The 17,245-nt window shown below is 47.4% G+C and carries 8 protein-coding genes; all 8 read right to left on the bottom strand.

The genetic code is table 11. The features are described from left to right. Positions 1 to 554, bottom strand: a 554-nt coding sequence (locus Q1A48_RS03375; RefSeq protein WP_299941193.1) for a hypothetical protein, incomplete at its 3' end; no start/stop codon positions are given. 1 nt (position 555) lies between these two features. Then, entirely contained in the window at positions 556 to 945 is a 390-nt protein-coding gene (locus Q1A48_RS03370) for a hypothetical protein (RefSeq protein WP_299941190.1), read from the bottom strand. Positions 946 to 1,124: 179 nt separating this feature from the next. Next, on the bottom strand, positions 1,125 to 1,598 hold the full coding sequence (locus Q1A48_RS03365; protein WP_299941188.1) for a hypothetical protein: 474 nt from the start codon (positions 1,596 to 1,598) through the stop codon (positions 1,125 to 1,127). A gap of 11 nt (positions 1,599 to 1,609) precedes the next feature. Then, a complete protein-coding gene (locus Q1A48_RS03360) occupies positions 1,610 to 2,410 on the bottom strand; it encodes a hypothetical protein (RefSeq protein WP_299941185.1) in 801 nt (266 codons plus the stop codon). Between the two features lies 1 nt (position 2,411). Beyond that, the gene (locus Q1A48_RS03355) at positions 2,412 to 8,867 is read right to left on the bottom strand and encodes a hypothetical protein (RefSeq protein ID WP_299941182.1); all 6,456 of its coding nucleotides are present in this window, start codon (positions 8,865 to 8,867) and stop codon (positions 2,412 to 2,414) included. Between the two features lie 415 nt (positions 8,868 to 9,282). Beyond that, positions 9,283 to 15,120, bottom strand: coding sequence for a hypothetical protein (locus tag Q1A48_RS03350; RefSeq protein ID WP_299941179.1), 5,838 nt, complete (start codon positions 15,118 to 15,120; stop codon positions 9,283 to 9,285). 68 nt (positions 15,121 to 15,188) lie between these two features. Further along, positions 15,189 to 16,082: a peptidylprolyl isomerase gene (locus Q1A48_RS03345; RefSeq protein WP_299941175.1), complete on the bottom strand. Its 894-nt coding sequence runs from the start codon at positions 16,080 to 16,082 to the stop codon at positions 15,189 to 15,191. 11 nt (positions 16,083 to 16,093) lie between these two features. Then, a complete protein-coding gene (locus Q1A48_RS03340; RefSeq protein ID WP_299941172.1) occupies positions 16,094 to 16,948 on the bottom strand; it encodes a peptidylprolyl isomerase in 855 nt (284 codons plus the stop codon). Between the last annotated feature and the right edge of the window lie 297 nt (positions 16,949 to 17,245).

The following is a 17,245-nucleotide window of genomic DNA, read 5'->3' as shown; positions in this document are numbered from 1 at the left end:
CGGGCGTCCAATAATGGCGGCATGGCATCCATAAAACGCGGTAGATATTCTAAATAGCTTCCGATATTGTTATTTTCTGCATCTCTTAACCAGTTCGTGAGATTTTGCATAGCACAGCTATAAGCAAAGCTTGCGTCAAGCGGAACTATCGGTTCTTCTGTAGGAATTTCAATTTTTATAATTGACTCTGGGAGCCAGGTATCTCCCCAAAGGTTCCACACATAATAGGCATCGTCATGAGGGTGAGCAAATTGTCCAACCCTTCCTTCCAACAACGCTTGTTGCAGGCTAGTAACTTGGTGAGGCTTTAATGGATTGTCTTTAAAATAACTAAAGTAGTCTTCCCAGCCGGCAATCGTTTTCTTTGGGTACATCCCAAGACCATCCACATGGTTGTGCCCACTTTTACGCCAATCAGTTTCATTAAATCCATTATAGAAAAGCGCCTTATCTTTTTGATTGTAAACTTCTGCTCTTCCATCTTCCCGCTCATCCGCCTCAATTCTGTCCCACTGAGCATTTCTATCGGTTTTAAACTGGTAATTCTCGAACATTTTAGCCCTCTAAGATAAATTCTTCAGATGCTTGTTTTATTAATTCAGAGCCTACGTCTTCAAGCGCCCCTTGAACGGCATCAAAACTGCAGTGGCCGGTTTTACTGGCAACATTTACCTGACCACTTTTTTCAAGCAATTCACCCACTTTTCTAAAGTTGCCTTCTTTCGGCCCCTTATCTAAATACCATAGCACTGTATTTTTTTGGCTGGCACTGCCCAACTCTACATTTTGCTCTTTAATACTACCATTTTTGTTTTTGGCTTTGAATTTATCAAAGCACCATTCAAAATCTTCTATTTCAAAGGCGATATCCCGGTCATTGCGTGGTGACTCAGCTTTATAGTAATTCCAACTCAGACCAGTCATCTCCGCTTCACGGTCAATCACAAACTGCCGGCGGTCCTTAGTATTATTGCCACCATCAAGGCCGCCAGTTAACTTCCAGGTTTTTAGGTTATTTGTTTTTAATATCGTAGATTGCGTATCGGATTTACGGCCACACCAGTAACTTCAACAAACCCGATGCTGGCTATATTACTGATCACTTCACTCCATAAAACCTGGCATTAGTCTTCCTCATACCCCACCGAAACCTGGGTTAAAAAATATTCCCGTACGTCATTTGGCAATACAGCTAACCATTCGGTTAAAGCGGTATTGTCCTCATCCCCTTCCCGGCTAAACTCCCCCACAAAACGCAGGCCATCTCGCACGGCATAGTATTCAATATTGCCGCCATCCCGATCAATCACGCCATAAAGCTCTATATCTCTACCCTGCTCCACTAGCTTTTTAGCAAAATACATCCAGGCATCGGACAGGCTATAAATCACTACACCACCCAAAGCCTCTTCGGTGCCTTGCGTAGGTAGGGCTTCATTAACGAGAAGGGAATAGTCTAATTCTTCTAAAGGCTCCTTAAACCCCGCTAATTGATAAAGCTCGGTCAGCGCCGACCAGCTAATGCAGTTAAAAGTCACCAATAGCTTGGGGAAAACCACTTTCGGGTTCAGTAGTAAGAGAGTTCCATCAGCTTCCATTATCCAGTCCCCTACTCTTCTTCCAAGGCTTCAGCGATAAAGCGCGGGAAATCTTCACCCAGCTTGTCACTATGAGCATCAAATACGTCAAAAAAGTTTTTAGCCACAGCTACTTTATGGCTGCGTTTTTTATCATCCGGGTCTATCAGACCATGGGCATTACGGATTAATTGTTTCATCCGGGACTTGCCTATAGCAATGCGCACTGGCGACTCAGGAGATAGTGTCTGCCTGAGTTTATAGTGCTCGAAATCAAATAACCGGGCGTCCAATAATGGCGGCATGGCATCCATAAAGCGCGGTAGATATTCTAAATAGCTTCCGATATTGTTATTGTCCGCATCTCTTAACCAGTAAGTGAGGTTTTGCAGAGTACAACTATAAGCAGAGTTTGCGTCAAGCGGAGCTATCGGTTCTTCTGTAGGAATCTCAATTTTTATAATTGAATCTGGGAGCCAGACTTCACCCCAAAGGTTCCAAACATAATAGGCATCATCTTGAGGGTGCAATCGTCCAACCCTTCCTACTAACAGTGCTTGTTGCAAGTCAGTAACTTGGTGAGGCTTTAATGGATTGTCTTTAAAATAACTAAAGTAGTCTTCCCAACCGGCAATCGTTTTCTTTGGATACAGCGCAAGGTTACCAACATGATGAGGTTCAACCTTACGCCAATCAGTTTCATCAAATCCGTTATAGAAAAACGCCTTATCTTTTTGATTATAAACTTCTGCTCTTCCATCTTCCCGCTCAGAGGCCTCAATTCTGTCCCACTGAGCATTTCTATCGGTTTTAAACTGGTAATTCTCGAACATTTTAGACCTCCAAGATAAATTCTTCAGATGCATCATTTATTAATTCAGAGCCCACACCCTCAAGTGCACCTCTAACGGCCTCAAAACTGCAGTGGCCGGTTTTACTGGCAACATTTACCTGACCACTTTTTTCAAGCAATTCACCCACTTTTCTAAAGTTGCCTTCTTTCGGCCCCTTGTCTAAATACCACAGCACTGTATTTTTTTGGCTGGCACTGCCCAACTCTACATTTTGCTCTTTAATACTGCCATTTTTGTTTTTGGCTTTGAATTTATCAAAGCACCATTCAAAATTCTCTATCGCAAAGGCGAGATTCCGTACATTGTTTTCTGATTCGTTTTTATAATAATTCCAACTAAGGCCAGTCATCTCCGCTTCACGGTCAATCACAAATTGTCGGTGGTCCTTAGTATTATTGCCACCATCAAGGCCGCCGGTTAACTTCCAGGTTTTAAGGTTATTTGTTTTTACTGTCGTGGCCTGTGTATCGGATTTACGGGCAAAGCTTTTAAATTCCACCCAGGTTTCTACGCCGTTACTATCTGCTAAGACAAGATCCACAACTCTATGCCGCATAAACATAAACTTATTATCCTCGTCATTCTTCTCAAGAAGATATACCCCTTGACCATTAGTAAAATTTATATCACTAATGATATCTTTATTATCCTGATAAAACGGCACCATACGGCTCGCTTCAATGCGTTTAACTTTTGGTGCACTACCTGGTGCAGCCCTATGTGCAGCCAGGTATTTGGCCAGGTGTATCAACTGGTAGACGGCACCGTCGGGTGCACCGACGCTTTCCCGGGCGGCCATGGTGAGTAATTTGTAGTATTGCTGGCGGTTTTCCGACTCCAAACCGATATTATTGCATGATAAATCCTCGCTGGGCGTGGATTCGCCCTCAGGGATATTCGCATCCGGGTCTGCTTCGGCCTCAAGTAGCTGCCCACAGGTCAACTCATACTCAATATACGCCAAGGCAGCGGCAATGGTTAAGGGGTGATGGCGTTTGCCTTTACCGCTTAGTAAAGAGCCAATGCCTTTTGCCGAGGCTCGCGCACTTAAGCGCGTAAACAGCCCCATAAGTTCCGCACTATGCACATGTTTACGCAGGCTGCGCAAAGTACCATCTTTAGCTAATCGGGTTAAGACCGCCAAGCCATCCGGTAAATTGGTTAAATCTTTGCGTGCTATTTTCCCTTTTGCACTTTTCAATACATCCGCTAATTTCCCAATTGCAATGCGTACTCCCCTAGCATTTGCATGTGCCGCAGGAATAAAAAAGCTTAAAGGTGAAAACTGCGCAACTTCTTCGCTTGAGAAAGGGTCTACTGCCGGCGGCTCGCCGTCACCAGCCCATCCATCGGCCGGCAGGGCTAAGTAATCCACCCAGCTTAACAGATCGTCGCCACTATTGACCGTGCTCATTAAGAACTCCAGCCCCTCGCGGGCATCCGGGTCAAAGTAGAGCTCGGCGGCGAGCACCATAAACGGCAGCAGGTTCCAAAGGGTATCCAAGTCCCCTGTTTTGGCTCTGCGCAACGCCCGGCTAATGGCTACCCCAAAGTAGCGGGCAAATTTGGGGTTAACCCTTTTGCTGACTTTTAGCAGTGCCTGCAAGGGTTTGACTACGGCCTTTAAGGGCGCCGCTGGTGGAAAGATGGTAAGAACATCCACCAGCGCCACACCAAATTCTACCGGGTCAAACTCCCCTTCCTTTAACCCGGTAAGGTAACCCAATTGCTCAAAGACAATGCCAAAACTCTCAATAGGCAGAATAAAATTTACTGCCTCCCAGAGGAAGTCCCCCGCAAAACTCGCGTGAGCTTGCGGGAAAAGGGTGACGTTTACCCCAGCCTGGGCCAGTAGCGATTGTGGCTGGCCCATTTGCATCATGGCAGCAAAATTATCGGCCGGTACACTAGCGCTAGGGGCTACAGCATCGATATAAAGGCCGGCCATTTGGCCAAAGGCCTCGGTGGACACAAGACTCGCGTACTCTTTAATTAAAGGCGAGTGCACTGACACGCGCTGCAATGGCAGGCTGCTGCCTGCCGTGTGCATTCTGCCGGTGCTGACAATCGTTAAGGGGGCTGTGCCATCGGCGCCTATAGTGGCGGTCTTTTGGATACTGCCATCATCAAAGGTGATTACCGGGCTGGCGTTTAGGTTGTACCATTTAAGGCTATTAAGCTGCCCGATAAAGTTATCACCCACCACCAACGCTGTACCACCACTCAGGTTACCGCTAATGGCCGTGCTGACCTTCTGGTCATTCAAATACAGTGTGAGGGTGTCATTGTGGTAGTGCACTGCCGCTTGCACCCACTCCAATAGGGGCATGGCCAGGCTGACACTGGCACTACCGGCATCAGTGGTAACGCTGGCCTCTAAAAAGCCACCGGCTTGTTTCAGCCTAAGGGCACCATTGCCAAGGTCCACAATATCCGCAGTGACTGTTGAAATGCGCTTGGCTTCAATACTGAAACCCAGGCCGGTATCTCCTGCCAGAGCTGGCACACTACTGGCTTCTAATTTAGCGCTACCATCGAATGTAAAGCTATGCCCCGCCCCTAAACGGGTGCCCGGCACACGCAATACGCCAGTCGAGGTTAATGCGGTTTTCCCTGTATCATCTGCTACCTGATCCACATCAATCAGGTTCATATAATAGGCAGCAATAACAGGGTAATTGGGGTCAAAGGCATCACCCAGAGTTACGCTGACTTGGTCACCTGCAACCCCTTTGGCCTGTATCTCATAACTTGTGGGGAATGGAATATTAATGAGGGTATTGTCATAGCGGGTATGGCCAAAGCTACCGGCTGTGACCTGGTCACCGATAATGGCCGCGTGTTTCACATCCAAGTCGCTGGCGCCACTGTAGCTCACCTCTACCGCTTCAGTGACTGCCGCTTGTAACCCTACCTGTGCGGTCACACTACCGGTGCCCTCCCCTAAGGGCGCAGTAAAGATGATGCTTGCTTGACCGGCGGCATCGGTAGTCACTACCGATTCACTCACAAAACCATAATTGGAGCCCAGCTCCACATCCACGCCGGAAACGGCACTACCGGAAGAGTCTGTGACAGTGAAACTAAAGCTACTGCTTTCGCCCGGCTCTAAACGTGTGTCCACATTCATGGCCACGTTCAGTGGCTTCACCTCTACCGGGTGGGTCAAAGTGGCATCGCCAGCGACCACTTGAATCGCGGCATCACCTACATAATCACTGCCGGTAATCACAGCTGTGGCCACGCCATTGGTGGTGGCACCTTCACTGGAGACCAACTCCAGAGCACCATCTACCAAAAAGCTCACACCTGTGCCATCGGCCACCAGGTTGTTGTTTTTATCACGTATTGTGACAGACACAGTCGCCGAGGAGGCTTTGGCAATATGCACATCACCCGACACATTGATGGAAGAGTTAGCTTGGGCGGGCACGCCCGGTACCACCACAAATGGTGGCAGTTCAGCCGGCAAATCCCGGGCATCATTGAGTATGGCGCGCACCTGCGCGGTGGCACCCGTTGTGGGAGGCAAGGTGATCTCGTTAAAAAAGACACCCAGGTCTGTATCAGTCTCAACGGCAGTGTCTGTAAAGCTGCCCGAACCGGTTTTCTCCCATCGAATTCGTGCCGGATTTTTATCTTTGAGGTCTTGATCCCGGTTAGCAAAGCCCAAAACAAAGGCTTGAAGCGGCACGACAGGATCATCTGCGCTCACGTAAAGCGTTTCTCCAGAAGCCGGGTTATATTCGGCTAATTGAGTGTCTAGTATCAAATACTCAAAGGCATACTCCCAAAGAATATTCGCCGAATCATTATTGGAGTAAAGCCGAATACTTAAGAAGTCTTCGGGCTCAAGGGAGGCAAAATGCTCCAGATTGGTAAACACAAGATTGGCGTTACTATCGAGGGTCGCTTCGATTTCTCCCTCTCCAAAGGCAAAGACCAACTGCTGACCAGCGCCTAAAAATGGCATCGCTTCAAACTGTTGGGCTACCATATTGTAGGCAAGCCTCACGAGATCATCACCACTGGTAATCGTGGGAGCTTCCTCAGGAAGAATATCAATCCCATCGCTGCTTTCTTCATCGGCGACACGATAAATATTTTCCATCTCCAAGTCGTATAAACTGAACTGCATCTCCGGGCGATAGAACCACTTATAAATGGGCTCCTGCTCGACGAGTGTACTATTATCGACATTTTCGTCGCGCTTTAGTTTACGATATGCGTTGTACTGACGAATAGTGGAATCTTCATCCAAAATCGGCACAAGGAAGGGCACATAGTGTTTGGGCCGATACATTAAAGGCCCGTCTTCGGCGGCACCGGTGGTGCTGAAATCAGGATTCTCGTTCTCCGGCTCTCCATTAATCTGAACATAAAAATGTTCAGAGGAGGCGTAATCCCCTTTTAGGCGCACAGTTTGCAAATGCTGGCCGGGCTTAATCGGAAACTGAGCCAACTGCCCCCCATCGGTGGAAACTGTTCTATCTCCTGTGATCTTTGCAAGCCGGCCCGTGTAGCCATACTCACCAAGCTCTTCCGGTAAAGGCGAGCCATCGTGATCAAACCATTCAGTCGTTATAGTGATAATGGTATCGCTGGTAGTCGCGGCGCCTTCATAGCCAATAAGGTAGTCTTTGTCCTCGCTTTTGGTCAGACCCGCATCGACGGTGTACTCCCGCTCGGCTTTCACTTTAAGATTGGGCGGGCGCATCACCAGATTATCGATATCCACAGAAATCAATCCTGGAATACTGTAATCCATAAACGCAGTTTCCACTCGCCCGATATAACCGGTCTTGCGATTGATCGCGATGATGGAAATGGGCTCTTCTGGGCGCAGGTGATCTGCTTCGCGCTCGTGAAGCTTTGGGTTCATATCCGCACGACTTTGGAAATCACTAAAGCCCAGGGACAAAGAGCCCGTGCGTGTTTTTGGTCCACGCACTAGCATTTGATAAAATATTTTTCCTTCATCTGTATCCACGCCGTCATTACTGCGAATCGCAAACTCGCTGTCTCGCAGACCACGCCGGTGGGTTACCAACATGCCATTGGACTGACGGAATACATAGAGATCAGTGTCTTTGTAATCTTCTTCGGAAATGGTTTGCAGAAGACCCTGGTGGTTATAATCTGCTTCCCGATCAGCCAGGCGTACAAAATCCGGCTGGCTTTTCTCATCGGTTACCGGTAGATCCGGGTTGTTATTACCAGAACTTAAATACACCCCTTGCAGAGAACCTTCTTCATCACGAACAAACCGCTCCTCGGTGGTATAACCACCCTCCCCGTCTGGCACCTGTACATCTTCGAGTTTGCCCAGAACGCTGCGGTCAGGTTCATCATCACCGTCAAAATCATAATTTTTCTGGGCAGCTTTTTCCAGTTCCGGCTCCTCAAATTCATAGGCTGTATTACTATCAATAGGTATTCGGGCTCCTTCGGTATGGATAGTGCCCGGGGCCGGGTTGGCCAGGTAACCCTGCCCCGACAACATAGCGGTATCCACTAAAAAATTAGTTCTAGTGTTTGGGAAAGATGTGCGACCCACCAGGCTATAACCATTGCAGGCGTCATAGCTTGGTGCCACCATATGAAAGGTGTTATGGCGGGCCGAGCGTGGATTGAACATACGATAGCGCATCTTTGCGTAAATAGGCACAGTATAAGAGAAGTAAAAACCAGGACACGGCACCAATAAAAAGACAGAGTGATAAAAACCGTCTTCATCAGTTACACCATGGCCGTGGATATTTCCTGCGGGGATTTCAATTTCTACATTCGGAATACCGTCGTAGACCTCATCGTCCTTGAGGGATTTTGACCAGTAAGCACCAACTCCGTCTTCATCACCTTTAAAAAAGCCAGACTTAAACCCGATGGTACCCTCGGCCTGGTCCAGTACACGGCCGTCTTTGCTGATCAGCAGTGAATTAATATCTTCTGGTACATCCTGAGGATCAGTCAAATCGATGGGTGCCTCAAATAAAACCGGATTGATATCTTCAATCAAAATCTGATCTTTATGACGCACCAAGACCGACAGAGTCGACTCCTGCAACTGGGGTACATTACCCAGGGGTTTTCCATCGCGAGTGGTAAATTGCATGGATTGATACGCATCACGACTGAGTACGTAGGCACCGCGCGCGATGGTCTCCCCATAGTCTTCATCCACCTGGTTAAAGTTATTTACAATATCGCGATAGCGGTACCCAGACATCAGGCTCGCATCGAGATAAGCACCGGAGGCCTCGGCAATCTCCCGCGCCTCCTCCCCTGCCTCATCGAACTCCACGTAAGTGGGAAAACCATTGTCTGTGAGAATCACCGCGCGAGCCATCACATGGCCCGAGCGCCAGCGCACAATATCCCAGCCACCGAGTGCCCAATAGGGGTTGAGTCCGATAAAGCCGTTAGCGTTGGGCATACACCCCAGAGTAAACACAAGAGTTAACACAAGAGTTAACAGCGTATAATGCCAGTTTCTTTTCGCTTTGATTATTCTAGGCTTGTGATCACTTCCTGCAAACATTACCCTACTTGCTCCTGTTAACTCTCGGTTCTCTGTGGTGCCGTTACTAGCATTTTCTGCTGAAGCTGACTCTCGTTTCAGGGAAAAGCAAATACCAACCTGGGCATGGTACGAGGTGAAAACCGATCAAATGATTTGTCTATTGAATGCGTCTTTTTTTGTTTCTTTGTCAAACAATAACCGTCCGGCAATTCTTCGATGTTGGGCTCAGGCATGCCACTGGCAAAGAAATTACAATAAATTTCCTGGGTGCCTGTCCCCTGCAAGAATTCGTATTCTGCTGAGGCTGAGCATAATATCAACGAAGCGATCACTGACCTGGCTCCTGGGTTACCGTTCCACTTTGTGAGTTATCTGTCTGCAACAAAGTGACCAATACGGTGTAGCTGATTTCGCCGTCGGCATACCTTTGTAACATCTCTTGTGCCGAGTCCGGCACGAGCACATAGGCCAGGTAGTCAAGCACAGGGACATTAATTGGCGCGAGACTTTCAATCGTCTTATTATTGATTTGGCCAACACCCACTGGGATCATCATGTCTTGATCGCGATCTTTCGCCATCAACAACACCAGTTTTCCATCCTCCGGCAAGTAGTCATAGCTGCCATTGAGCGAAGGCGCTTTAATACTTAGCCCCAACTTACCATTTATGGTTATACCTTGCGGTTGTAGGCCAAAGGCCCAGTTAGGTTGCAGACCACTGATGGCACGCATCGTAAGATCCTGGGCACGTAACATATTCACATGTACACCACCCTCCTCAGCACCATTTGGGAATCTGAGAGAAGTATTGGTTAAGTCCATGGTCAACTCCCCGTTAGCCAGTACCGCCGAACTGCCACTGGCAAGATTCTGAAACGGCATCGCTTTGTTGAGTACGGCAAGTTTAATAACTCCGGCGCTGTTTAACTCGCCATTGGCAACGTTAACCTGCTTGCTAATTTCACCAAAACGGGGATTGGTTAAATTGGGATTAATACTTAATCGATAGAGCCCGCCCTTTATAGTATTGGTCGCATTATCACCATATCCGAAGCTAAACGCGCCCTCGTTGTCTGTGAACGTGTCGCGATCTAGTTGATCAATACTGACCTTCACATTTTCTACAGACTGACCAAACTGATCGACAACCACGCCTTCAATCATGGTGGGCAGTGGTCTGATCTGGAACCGGAACTGATTGATTTTTTCCTCTTCATCTTCTCCATAAATATCTACACCACGATACTTCACCTCCACTTGCACCTGGCCGTCATAGGCAAAGTCGCGCTCGGGGTAAAACGCATAGATATTATCGCCAGGCAACTGGGAAAGTCCGCCAGGTACAATTGATTGTTGGCGATGAATCTCTTCAAGAACAGACCCTTTGGCCATAAGGAAATTGGTTCCTAGAGGATCGTTATTGACATAGGTTTTCCCATGGGCCGTCTCTGTAACAGTTACCGTCATTTTTTCAGGGTTAAAACCTTTGTTGAAATAAAGCACAACCGGTTCGTTGGGCTCTATACCGGTAGCGAGATTAACGGGCTCTGTGCGTAACAACTCAAGAGGTGCGGTATAACGGTTTTCAACTACAAAGCCTCGGTTAGCAAAACTTATGGAGTCAATGCTTTGAAATCCAGAAGAAACAAAAAGCTGTAAAACATAACTTGCAGAATCTGCAGGTATTGTAATTTCACCAGTGACCACACCATTGTCATGCAGAGTCATAGTGGTCACATCGTTCCAGAGTATAGTGACCACGGGTTGAGTAATTTCATCCTGGCTCATCTCCGAGACTTTGCGCACGCGGCCAAACACATAGGGATCATCGGGAAGATTTTTTACCCGCGCTAGAATCTGCAGATCATAACGTGTATCATCGACTAAAAACTCACTGTTGATACGCGGGGCGATTATGTCAATTTCTGTATCACGCAGGGGTTTCAACAGATAATTTTTAACCGAGATATTGCCCGCCTGATCAAACGCTTTGACTTCGATGGGGGTTAAGTCGCCTGGATTTTGCGTGGATAGATTTAAAATCGCCTGAAAGATAAATTGATTTTCTTGTTCACCGGGATAAACATCCACTACCTGACCGTTAACGGTAAGTGTTGAGAAATTGGTATCGGTAACCACACCGGCTAACTCATAAGGGTTATCAAACACATTCCATATAACACCTTCTGTCAGACTGGTTTCAATGACCGGCGCCTGGTCATCAAAATAGTAGGTATTGGATTCGATAAGACTTTGTCCTGTTAATGATTGTGCTTCAATCACCACATCCACAGAAGACTGACCGGAGAAATTGATCAGGTCGCTGAAGTTAACATAGGTCGCGCCTTCATAAATGGGCACAGGCTGCCCATTAACACTCACATTGGTCAACGGATAATCGGCACTGACGGCACCGGCGACCATAAAGGAGTCGCTGCTAATTGTCGCACCTGGTGTGGGGGTCAAGGACTCTAGCACCGGAGGACTGAGCACACCGTCCTTTTCATATCGCAATGTAAAAGCAAGCTCGGATTGCTCGCCTCCGGCACTGGCCACGAAGTTGAATTTATTGTTACCTTCTACCAGGCTCACATCGGCAAGTACAAAACTATAGCGTCCCTGGGCTTGCTCTGTCAGAGCAATCGGTTGACCGTTGATGTACAAGGAAGTCTCCCCCAGGCTCAGTGCAGTAGTCAGCTCTCCTGTCAGACTCGCCCTGTCAACATTAACAAGCTGTCCATTGATATGACTGGAGATTGAAATAACCGGGCGGTTGATATTTGCCCGCTGTACGACAAGCACTTTGTAATCCGTGTTATCAACGCTGTCCGTTGCGCTCACCTTCACACGGTTTTCGTCGAATTCGATGGGTACACTAGCACTAAAGCTTCCGTCCTGATCAACAAAAACATTGAAGCTTTGTCCCGAATGACGATCAGTAGACACCACCACTGATTGCACACCCTGGGCATCACTTACTGTACCTGTGACAGTAATTAAATCCTCAGCGGTAACCAGTGGATTGTCTCCGTTGATCACAATAGAAGGAGATTGATCATCCCACAAGAGTTCAAGAGTCAGCGCTGCTTGCTGTTGAATATTTCCACTGACAGCACTGCCAATAATTTGCCAGGCACTAGCCTCTGTGGGCCGAGGCAGGGTCACCGTAAAATTCTGCCCGTCTACATCGGCGGCTATTTCCTGGGTGTCCAGCACCGCCTTGACCGTCACACTACCCAGAGCGTTTTCGAAACTGCCTTCAACCACAATCGAGGGAGCCGCATTTGGCCCACTGAGTATTTGGTACTGCCCTTCACCTATCTCAGGCATGTTTGTTAAACTCATCACCAGAGCATTGGGCATGACAATGGTTGCCCGTGCAGTGCTCGGGCCGTCCACTGTAACCTGTGCCGAGGTAATGGGGTTACTAAAGACTAAACGTGCCTGGGTTGCGTAATCATATGAGCTGCCCGATTGCACGGTGTTGTCAAAATACGTTTTATCTGTGGTGACGGTTAACTCATTTAACGCCCCACCGGTAAGTCCACGTAAGACCACAAATTCTCCGTTGTGGGAAGAGTTCCAGTTCAAGCGTACACCGGAAGGCTCCTGAACGGCGCTGAAAGAATCCACGGAGTTGCTGTTATAGGCAATAAACACTGCACTGTTATCTGACTGCGCACTGGTAATACCCGTAGCTGTTTGGTTGACGGCTATATATTCATAGGCTTTTCCATTGAGCACTGAAGAATCTGTGTATTCAGTGGCTGTAGCAGGCAAGCTCGTAAGCGTTGTATAAGTTCCGCTGCCGTACTCCCGACGCAGCAGCTCTATGGTGTCGACATTGCTCGTGACAATATCCACAGCTGTCCAATCAATGACAATAGCTTCATCCGCGACCTGCGCAATTAAATTTGTCAGTTTTTCAAGTTCGGTGCGATCGGGATCATTGGGGTAGGCATCCAGCGCATCGATTACACCGTCTTCATCAGAGTCAAGTCCGAGCAGGTTAGTAATTGGTTGTGATGGGCCATCGTCGAACTCATAGGAGAAACTCATTGTCGGGTTAGAGCGCCCGGCGATCATCTCAATTTCAAACTGATATTCACCGGGGGTCCAATATCTGCCCTGACCAGAGTTATAGGTCGTGTTTTGATCAAGACCAGTGAGATTGAACAGCTCATCGCTGACATTGTTTTTTGTCACGGTCATGCGCATGTCAATGTGGCGCACCTGGGTATATATCAGATAGACACCCGCCTCGTTGATATGAAAAGTACCGCTGTAAGTAATGCCGTAGTTAGCGCTGTTGATGTCGGGGGCCGGTGTTAAATCCAGGTTATTTATCTTGCCGATGTTTAATGGTACCAGCGAAGAAAAATCGGGGAAAGGCGTAAAGCTGCCTTCGTAATATTTGTAATCCACTACACCGCTTTGAGGTTCTGGAGTGGTATCGGTGGTAATGACGTTGACGGTTTCGATATTGCTGAGAATTTGATAAGTGCTACCGGAATTACCGTCACTCAAATTTTCAGCGTTAAACACTTGATAATCTACGCTGGCATTGGCTGGTGCGACGGTATCGAGATAAGTACTTTCAGTGCTGGCGACCGTGGCAATAGTTTCATAGGCTCCACCCTCTAAGGATCGGGAAATAACAAACTGGCTGCCCGAAACAATATTGGCCGCACTCCAGCTCAAACTCACACCGTTTTGATCGCTTGTGCCATCGAGATTACTAATATTTGGAAAATTTGCCGGGATATTGACCGCAATAGCCGGTGCCGTGGGTGCACGAGTGCCGTCGGCCATGACCGACTCGATTAAATAGCTATAGGTACTGCCCGGTGTGGCCGAGGTATCGGTATAACCCGGAGTCCCACGATCAATATTTTGAAGCAGCCTGTAGTTTATGAAGCCATTGGCAGGAATACCGCTGAAAATATTGTAGGTTGTCACCAAGGTGTCGGAGGCTGGAACCACTGTCCACGATAATTCAACGGAGCCTGCACTCAGTTTGGCACTGATGTTTGTTACCGATTCTAACTCTGTGCGATATGGATCGTTAGGATAAACATCGGCATTGTCACCAACACCATCGTTATCAGAGTCTGTGGTTTCATTGGGATCGTTGGGAAAATCATCATCCACATCCGGCACCCCATCATTATCAGAATCAGCTTCAGGGTCTGGATCGGGGTCGGGGTCCGGGTCGGGGTTTGTCGACCCTTGAAGCAATAAATCAGCCAGGGGCTTAGTACCCGAAGGGGTAATCACCTGGATATCGATAGACGGATTCGCGCTGGTTTTGTGCAGGTCTATGATAAAGGCGTGGGTTCCGTAACCAAGTGGCAGGGCACTACTAGTATATGAAACGGCAGCATTATTACTTTGCACAGGGTTAAACTGGTAACTGGCCCAGACTTCACGGGTTTTATAGCCCTCAAAGTTTGTCACAATCTGGTAGTTACCCGCTTCAGTGATGGAAAGATACCCTTGATAGCGAATACCGAACCCGTCAGCGGTGGCACCCGGTGGCACTTCAACGGTTGTAAGATCGCCGCTCGTATGGGGCGTTAAGCTATCTAAATCGGGCAGCGTTTGGGAAGGTGTATATTCAAAGTACTGGTATTTAACACCGGGAAATTCGTCTTCATGGAAGGCAAGATTATCCATCGATGCCTGGTTGTGTCCACCATAGTAACTGGAATAAACCAATTTGATATCACCATTGCCCACGTTATCCAAGTATTCAATAGTGAGTTTTAAATTTGCAGGAAAGCTTGAGTAACTACTGCTAAAAATATCGTGCAGTGTATTTACATCAGTGCCCTCAACAACAATAGAGTGAGCATAGTTCGACACAGTAACTCGTGCCTTTCCCCTCAGCCCAATCTGAAAGCGATAGGCCTCAGAAGAATCAAGAACCACCTCTGTTTTGAAAAGATATGCGTAATCTTGTGTCACTTCTTTCGATGACAAGGATAGAGCATCGAGCATTCCAATTTTTTTTGGAGCCAGGCTGGATAAGTCTGGGACGTCGGTGTAACTTCCTTCATAGTAGTGATACTTATATTTTGCTGCCTCAGCATCAAGCGCTAGAGCTGAAGCAAACATACAACAAAGTAACCCCAGCAGTATTCCTATTTGTTTATTGCGACGCATGAACGTATCCACAAAAATACCCTAAAGAAAAATAATCCGGGTCACAGCAGACCGGGTTGCTATATCCGCTATTGATTTTGTTCGCCGACCGATGTTTGATATTGAATCTCCATCTTTGCCATGACTTCCTCAGCCGCTTTTTTGATAGCCTTGCGCAGTTGTACCGGGGCTAATTGCTTTCTTATGCCACTTCTAACCTGCGCGAGGGGCTTAGGTTTGCTCGTAACCACTTCAGTCACCCTCACGACTGCAGGCGCTTTGCGCATAAAAAAGACTTTGGATACATCCCCCTCAGAAAGCGGGTTAATTACACGTTCAAACTCCGCTGCCATAGTGCCCTGTACAAAGGCGCCCGCCGAATAGGCTACCGGGAGTTTCTTTGCCTCCAATAACCTTGCAAGAGCCTGCCAGTCATGTGTTTCTTTATCACGGCTTGCCGCGAGATTGAGCTGGGCCATGATACGGGTGCGCTCGGCACTGCTGATATTGCCTTTAGCTCTTAGAATCTCGTAACGCTTTTGAACTTGCGCACCGTACTGATCCTGATTGTTCTGATAGTAGGCTTCCACCATTGCCTCGGTGACTGGCTCGGGAGTGATGTTTTCTTGTAAATATTTCTTCGCCAGCAGCTCATCCCGGTAAGCTGCCACCTGGCGATTCAAGCTGGCCAGCTCTTGCTCACTGAGTTCATTTTCTTTAGTGAGTCCAAGCGCCTTGGACATCACCAGGCTCTCAAGTATTTTTCCACGCGCCTTTTCGTCTATTTGAAAAATCCCGGCACTGCCCGTAGTACGCTCAACGGCTAAGTCCAGATCCAGTGCGGAAATGGGGTTACCTTCCACGTTGACCAAGACATCTGGACTTGCGACGATAGCTTTTTCCACTTTGGTTTTTTCTACTTCGTCACCACAGCCTGACAACAGGCTCAATGAAAGCGCTGAGGCAATAACAGTTTTTTTCATTACATCTTTACTCATTTCTGCGCAACAGGGGTAGCTTTTAACAGGCGCTCTATTTCAGCGTCTTTGGCGTTTTTGCGCAGCTGGTAGCGAATATCACCTTTAACTTTATTAAAGTGACTTTTGATGACAGCCGGACCTTCATCGAGCCGAACCAAGTGGTAGCCAAATTGCGTCATCACCGGTTCACTGGTCTGCCCCGCTTTTAAAACCTCAAAGGCTTGTTTGGCAAACTCAGGGCCAATAGCGCCCTCGGAAATCCAACCCAAGCCTCCCGCCCGCTTCTTAGAAATTGCATCTTCGGAGTATTTTTCCACCAGAGACTCAAAGCTCTCTCCGCTCTGCAACTCACTGTGAATTTGGTGAGCGAGTGTGTATTTAGCCTGGCGCTCCTGCTCTGTAGCTTGCGCTTTTACGCGGACCAGGATATGAGATACCTGTACTTTTTTACTCTCATATTTTTCAGCATTGGCGGTGTAGTAATTACCCACTGCCTCTTCACTGACCTGCTCATTAAGGTATTGCTCAAAATATCTACCCATTAATACATCTTTGCGAGACTCATTCAGTTCCGCATTAATTTTTTTCATATCCAGGTTATTTTTTCCTGCCGCCGCATGCTGCTCAATGGCCAGTGCCAATGCTTCGCGGCGCAAAAACTCTTCCTTATGACGCTCCACCACATCCATGCGGTTCTTATCAATTCGCTTTAAGACCAGGTAATCATCAAATTGCTGTTGGGTAATTTTTTTATCTCCCACGGTTGCAATTACGACACCAGAGTCATCCTGGCTACAGCTTGCCGTTGCAATAACCAGGGCAAACAATGCACATTTTTTAAGCGCCGAGGACCAGACAAGTCTATTCATTTTCCTACTCCATATTCTATCTATAAAGCACTGTGTAATCTAATAAACAGCCACGCCATGGCAGCCAAATTATTTCAATTAAAGCTTCTTCGCGTGTAAAAATGGACTGCTCAGATTTTGCTTTGGTGGGCAGTGTAAAATTACAGCGTGAATAATCAATACTTTGTACACAATTACTGATTTAATACACTTATTTTTTGAAAACATCTCTTACCCCACTGAACATTACTTAATTTTCTCAGCACCCTCGTCCTTGAGGTCTAAAATCATATTAAGAGATCAACCACTTAACTTTCT

This window comes from uncultured Microbulbifer sp., from assembly GCF_947489355.1.
Taxonomy (GTDB): Bacteria; Pseudomonadota; Gammaproteobacteria; order Pseudomonadales; family Cellvibrionaceae; genus Microbulbifer.
Note: the sequence above shows the minus strand (reverse complement) of the source record. Positions and strands in the feature narration are given on the sequence as shown.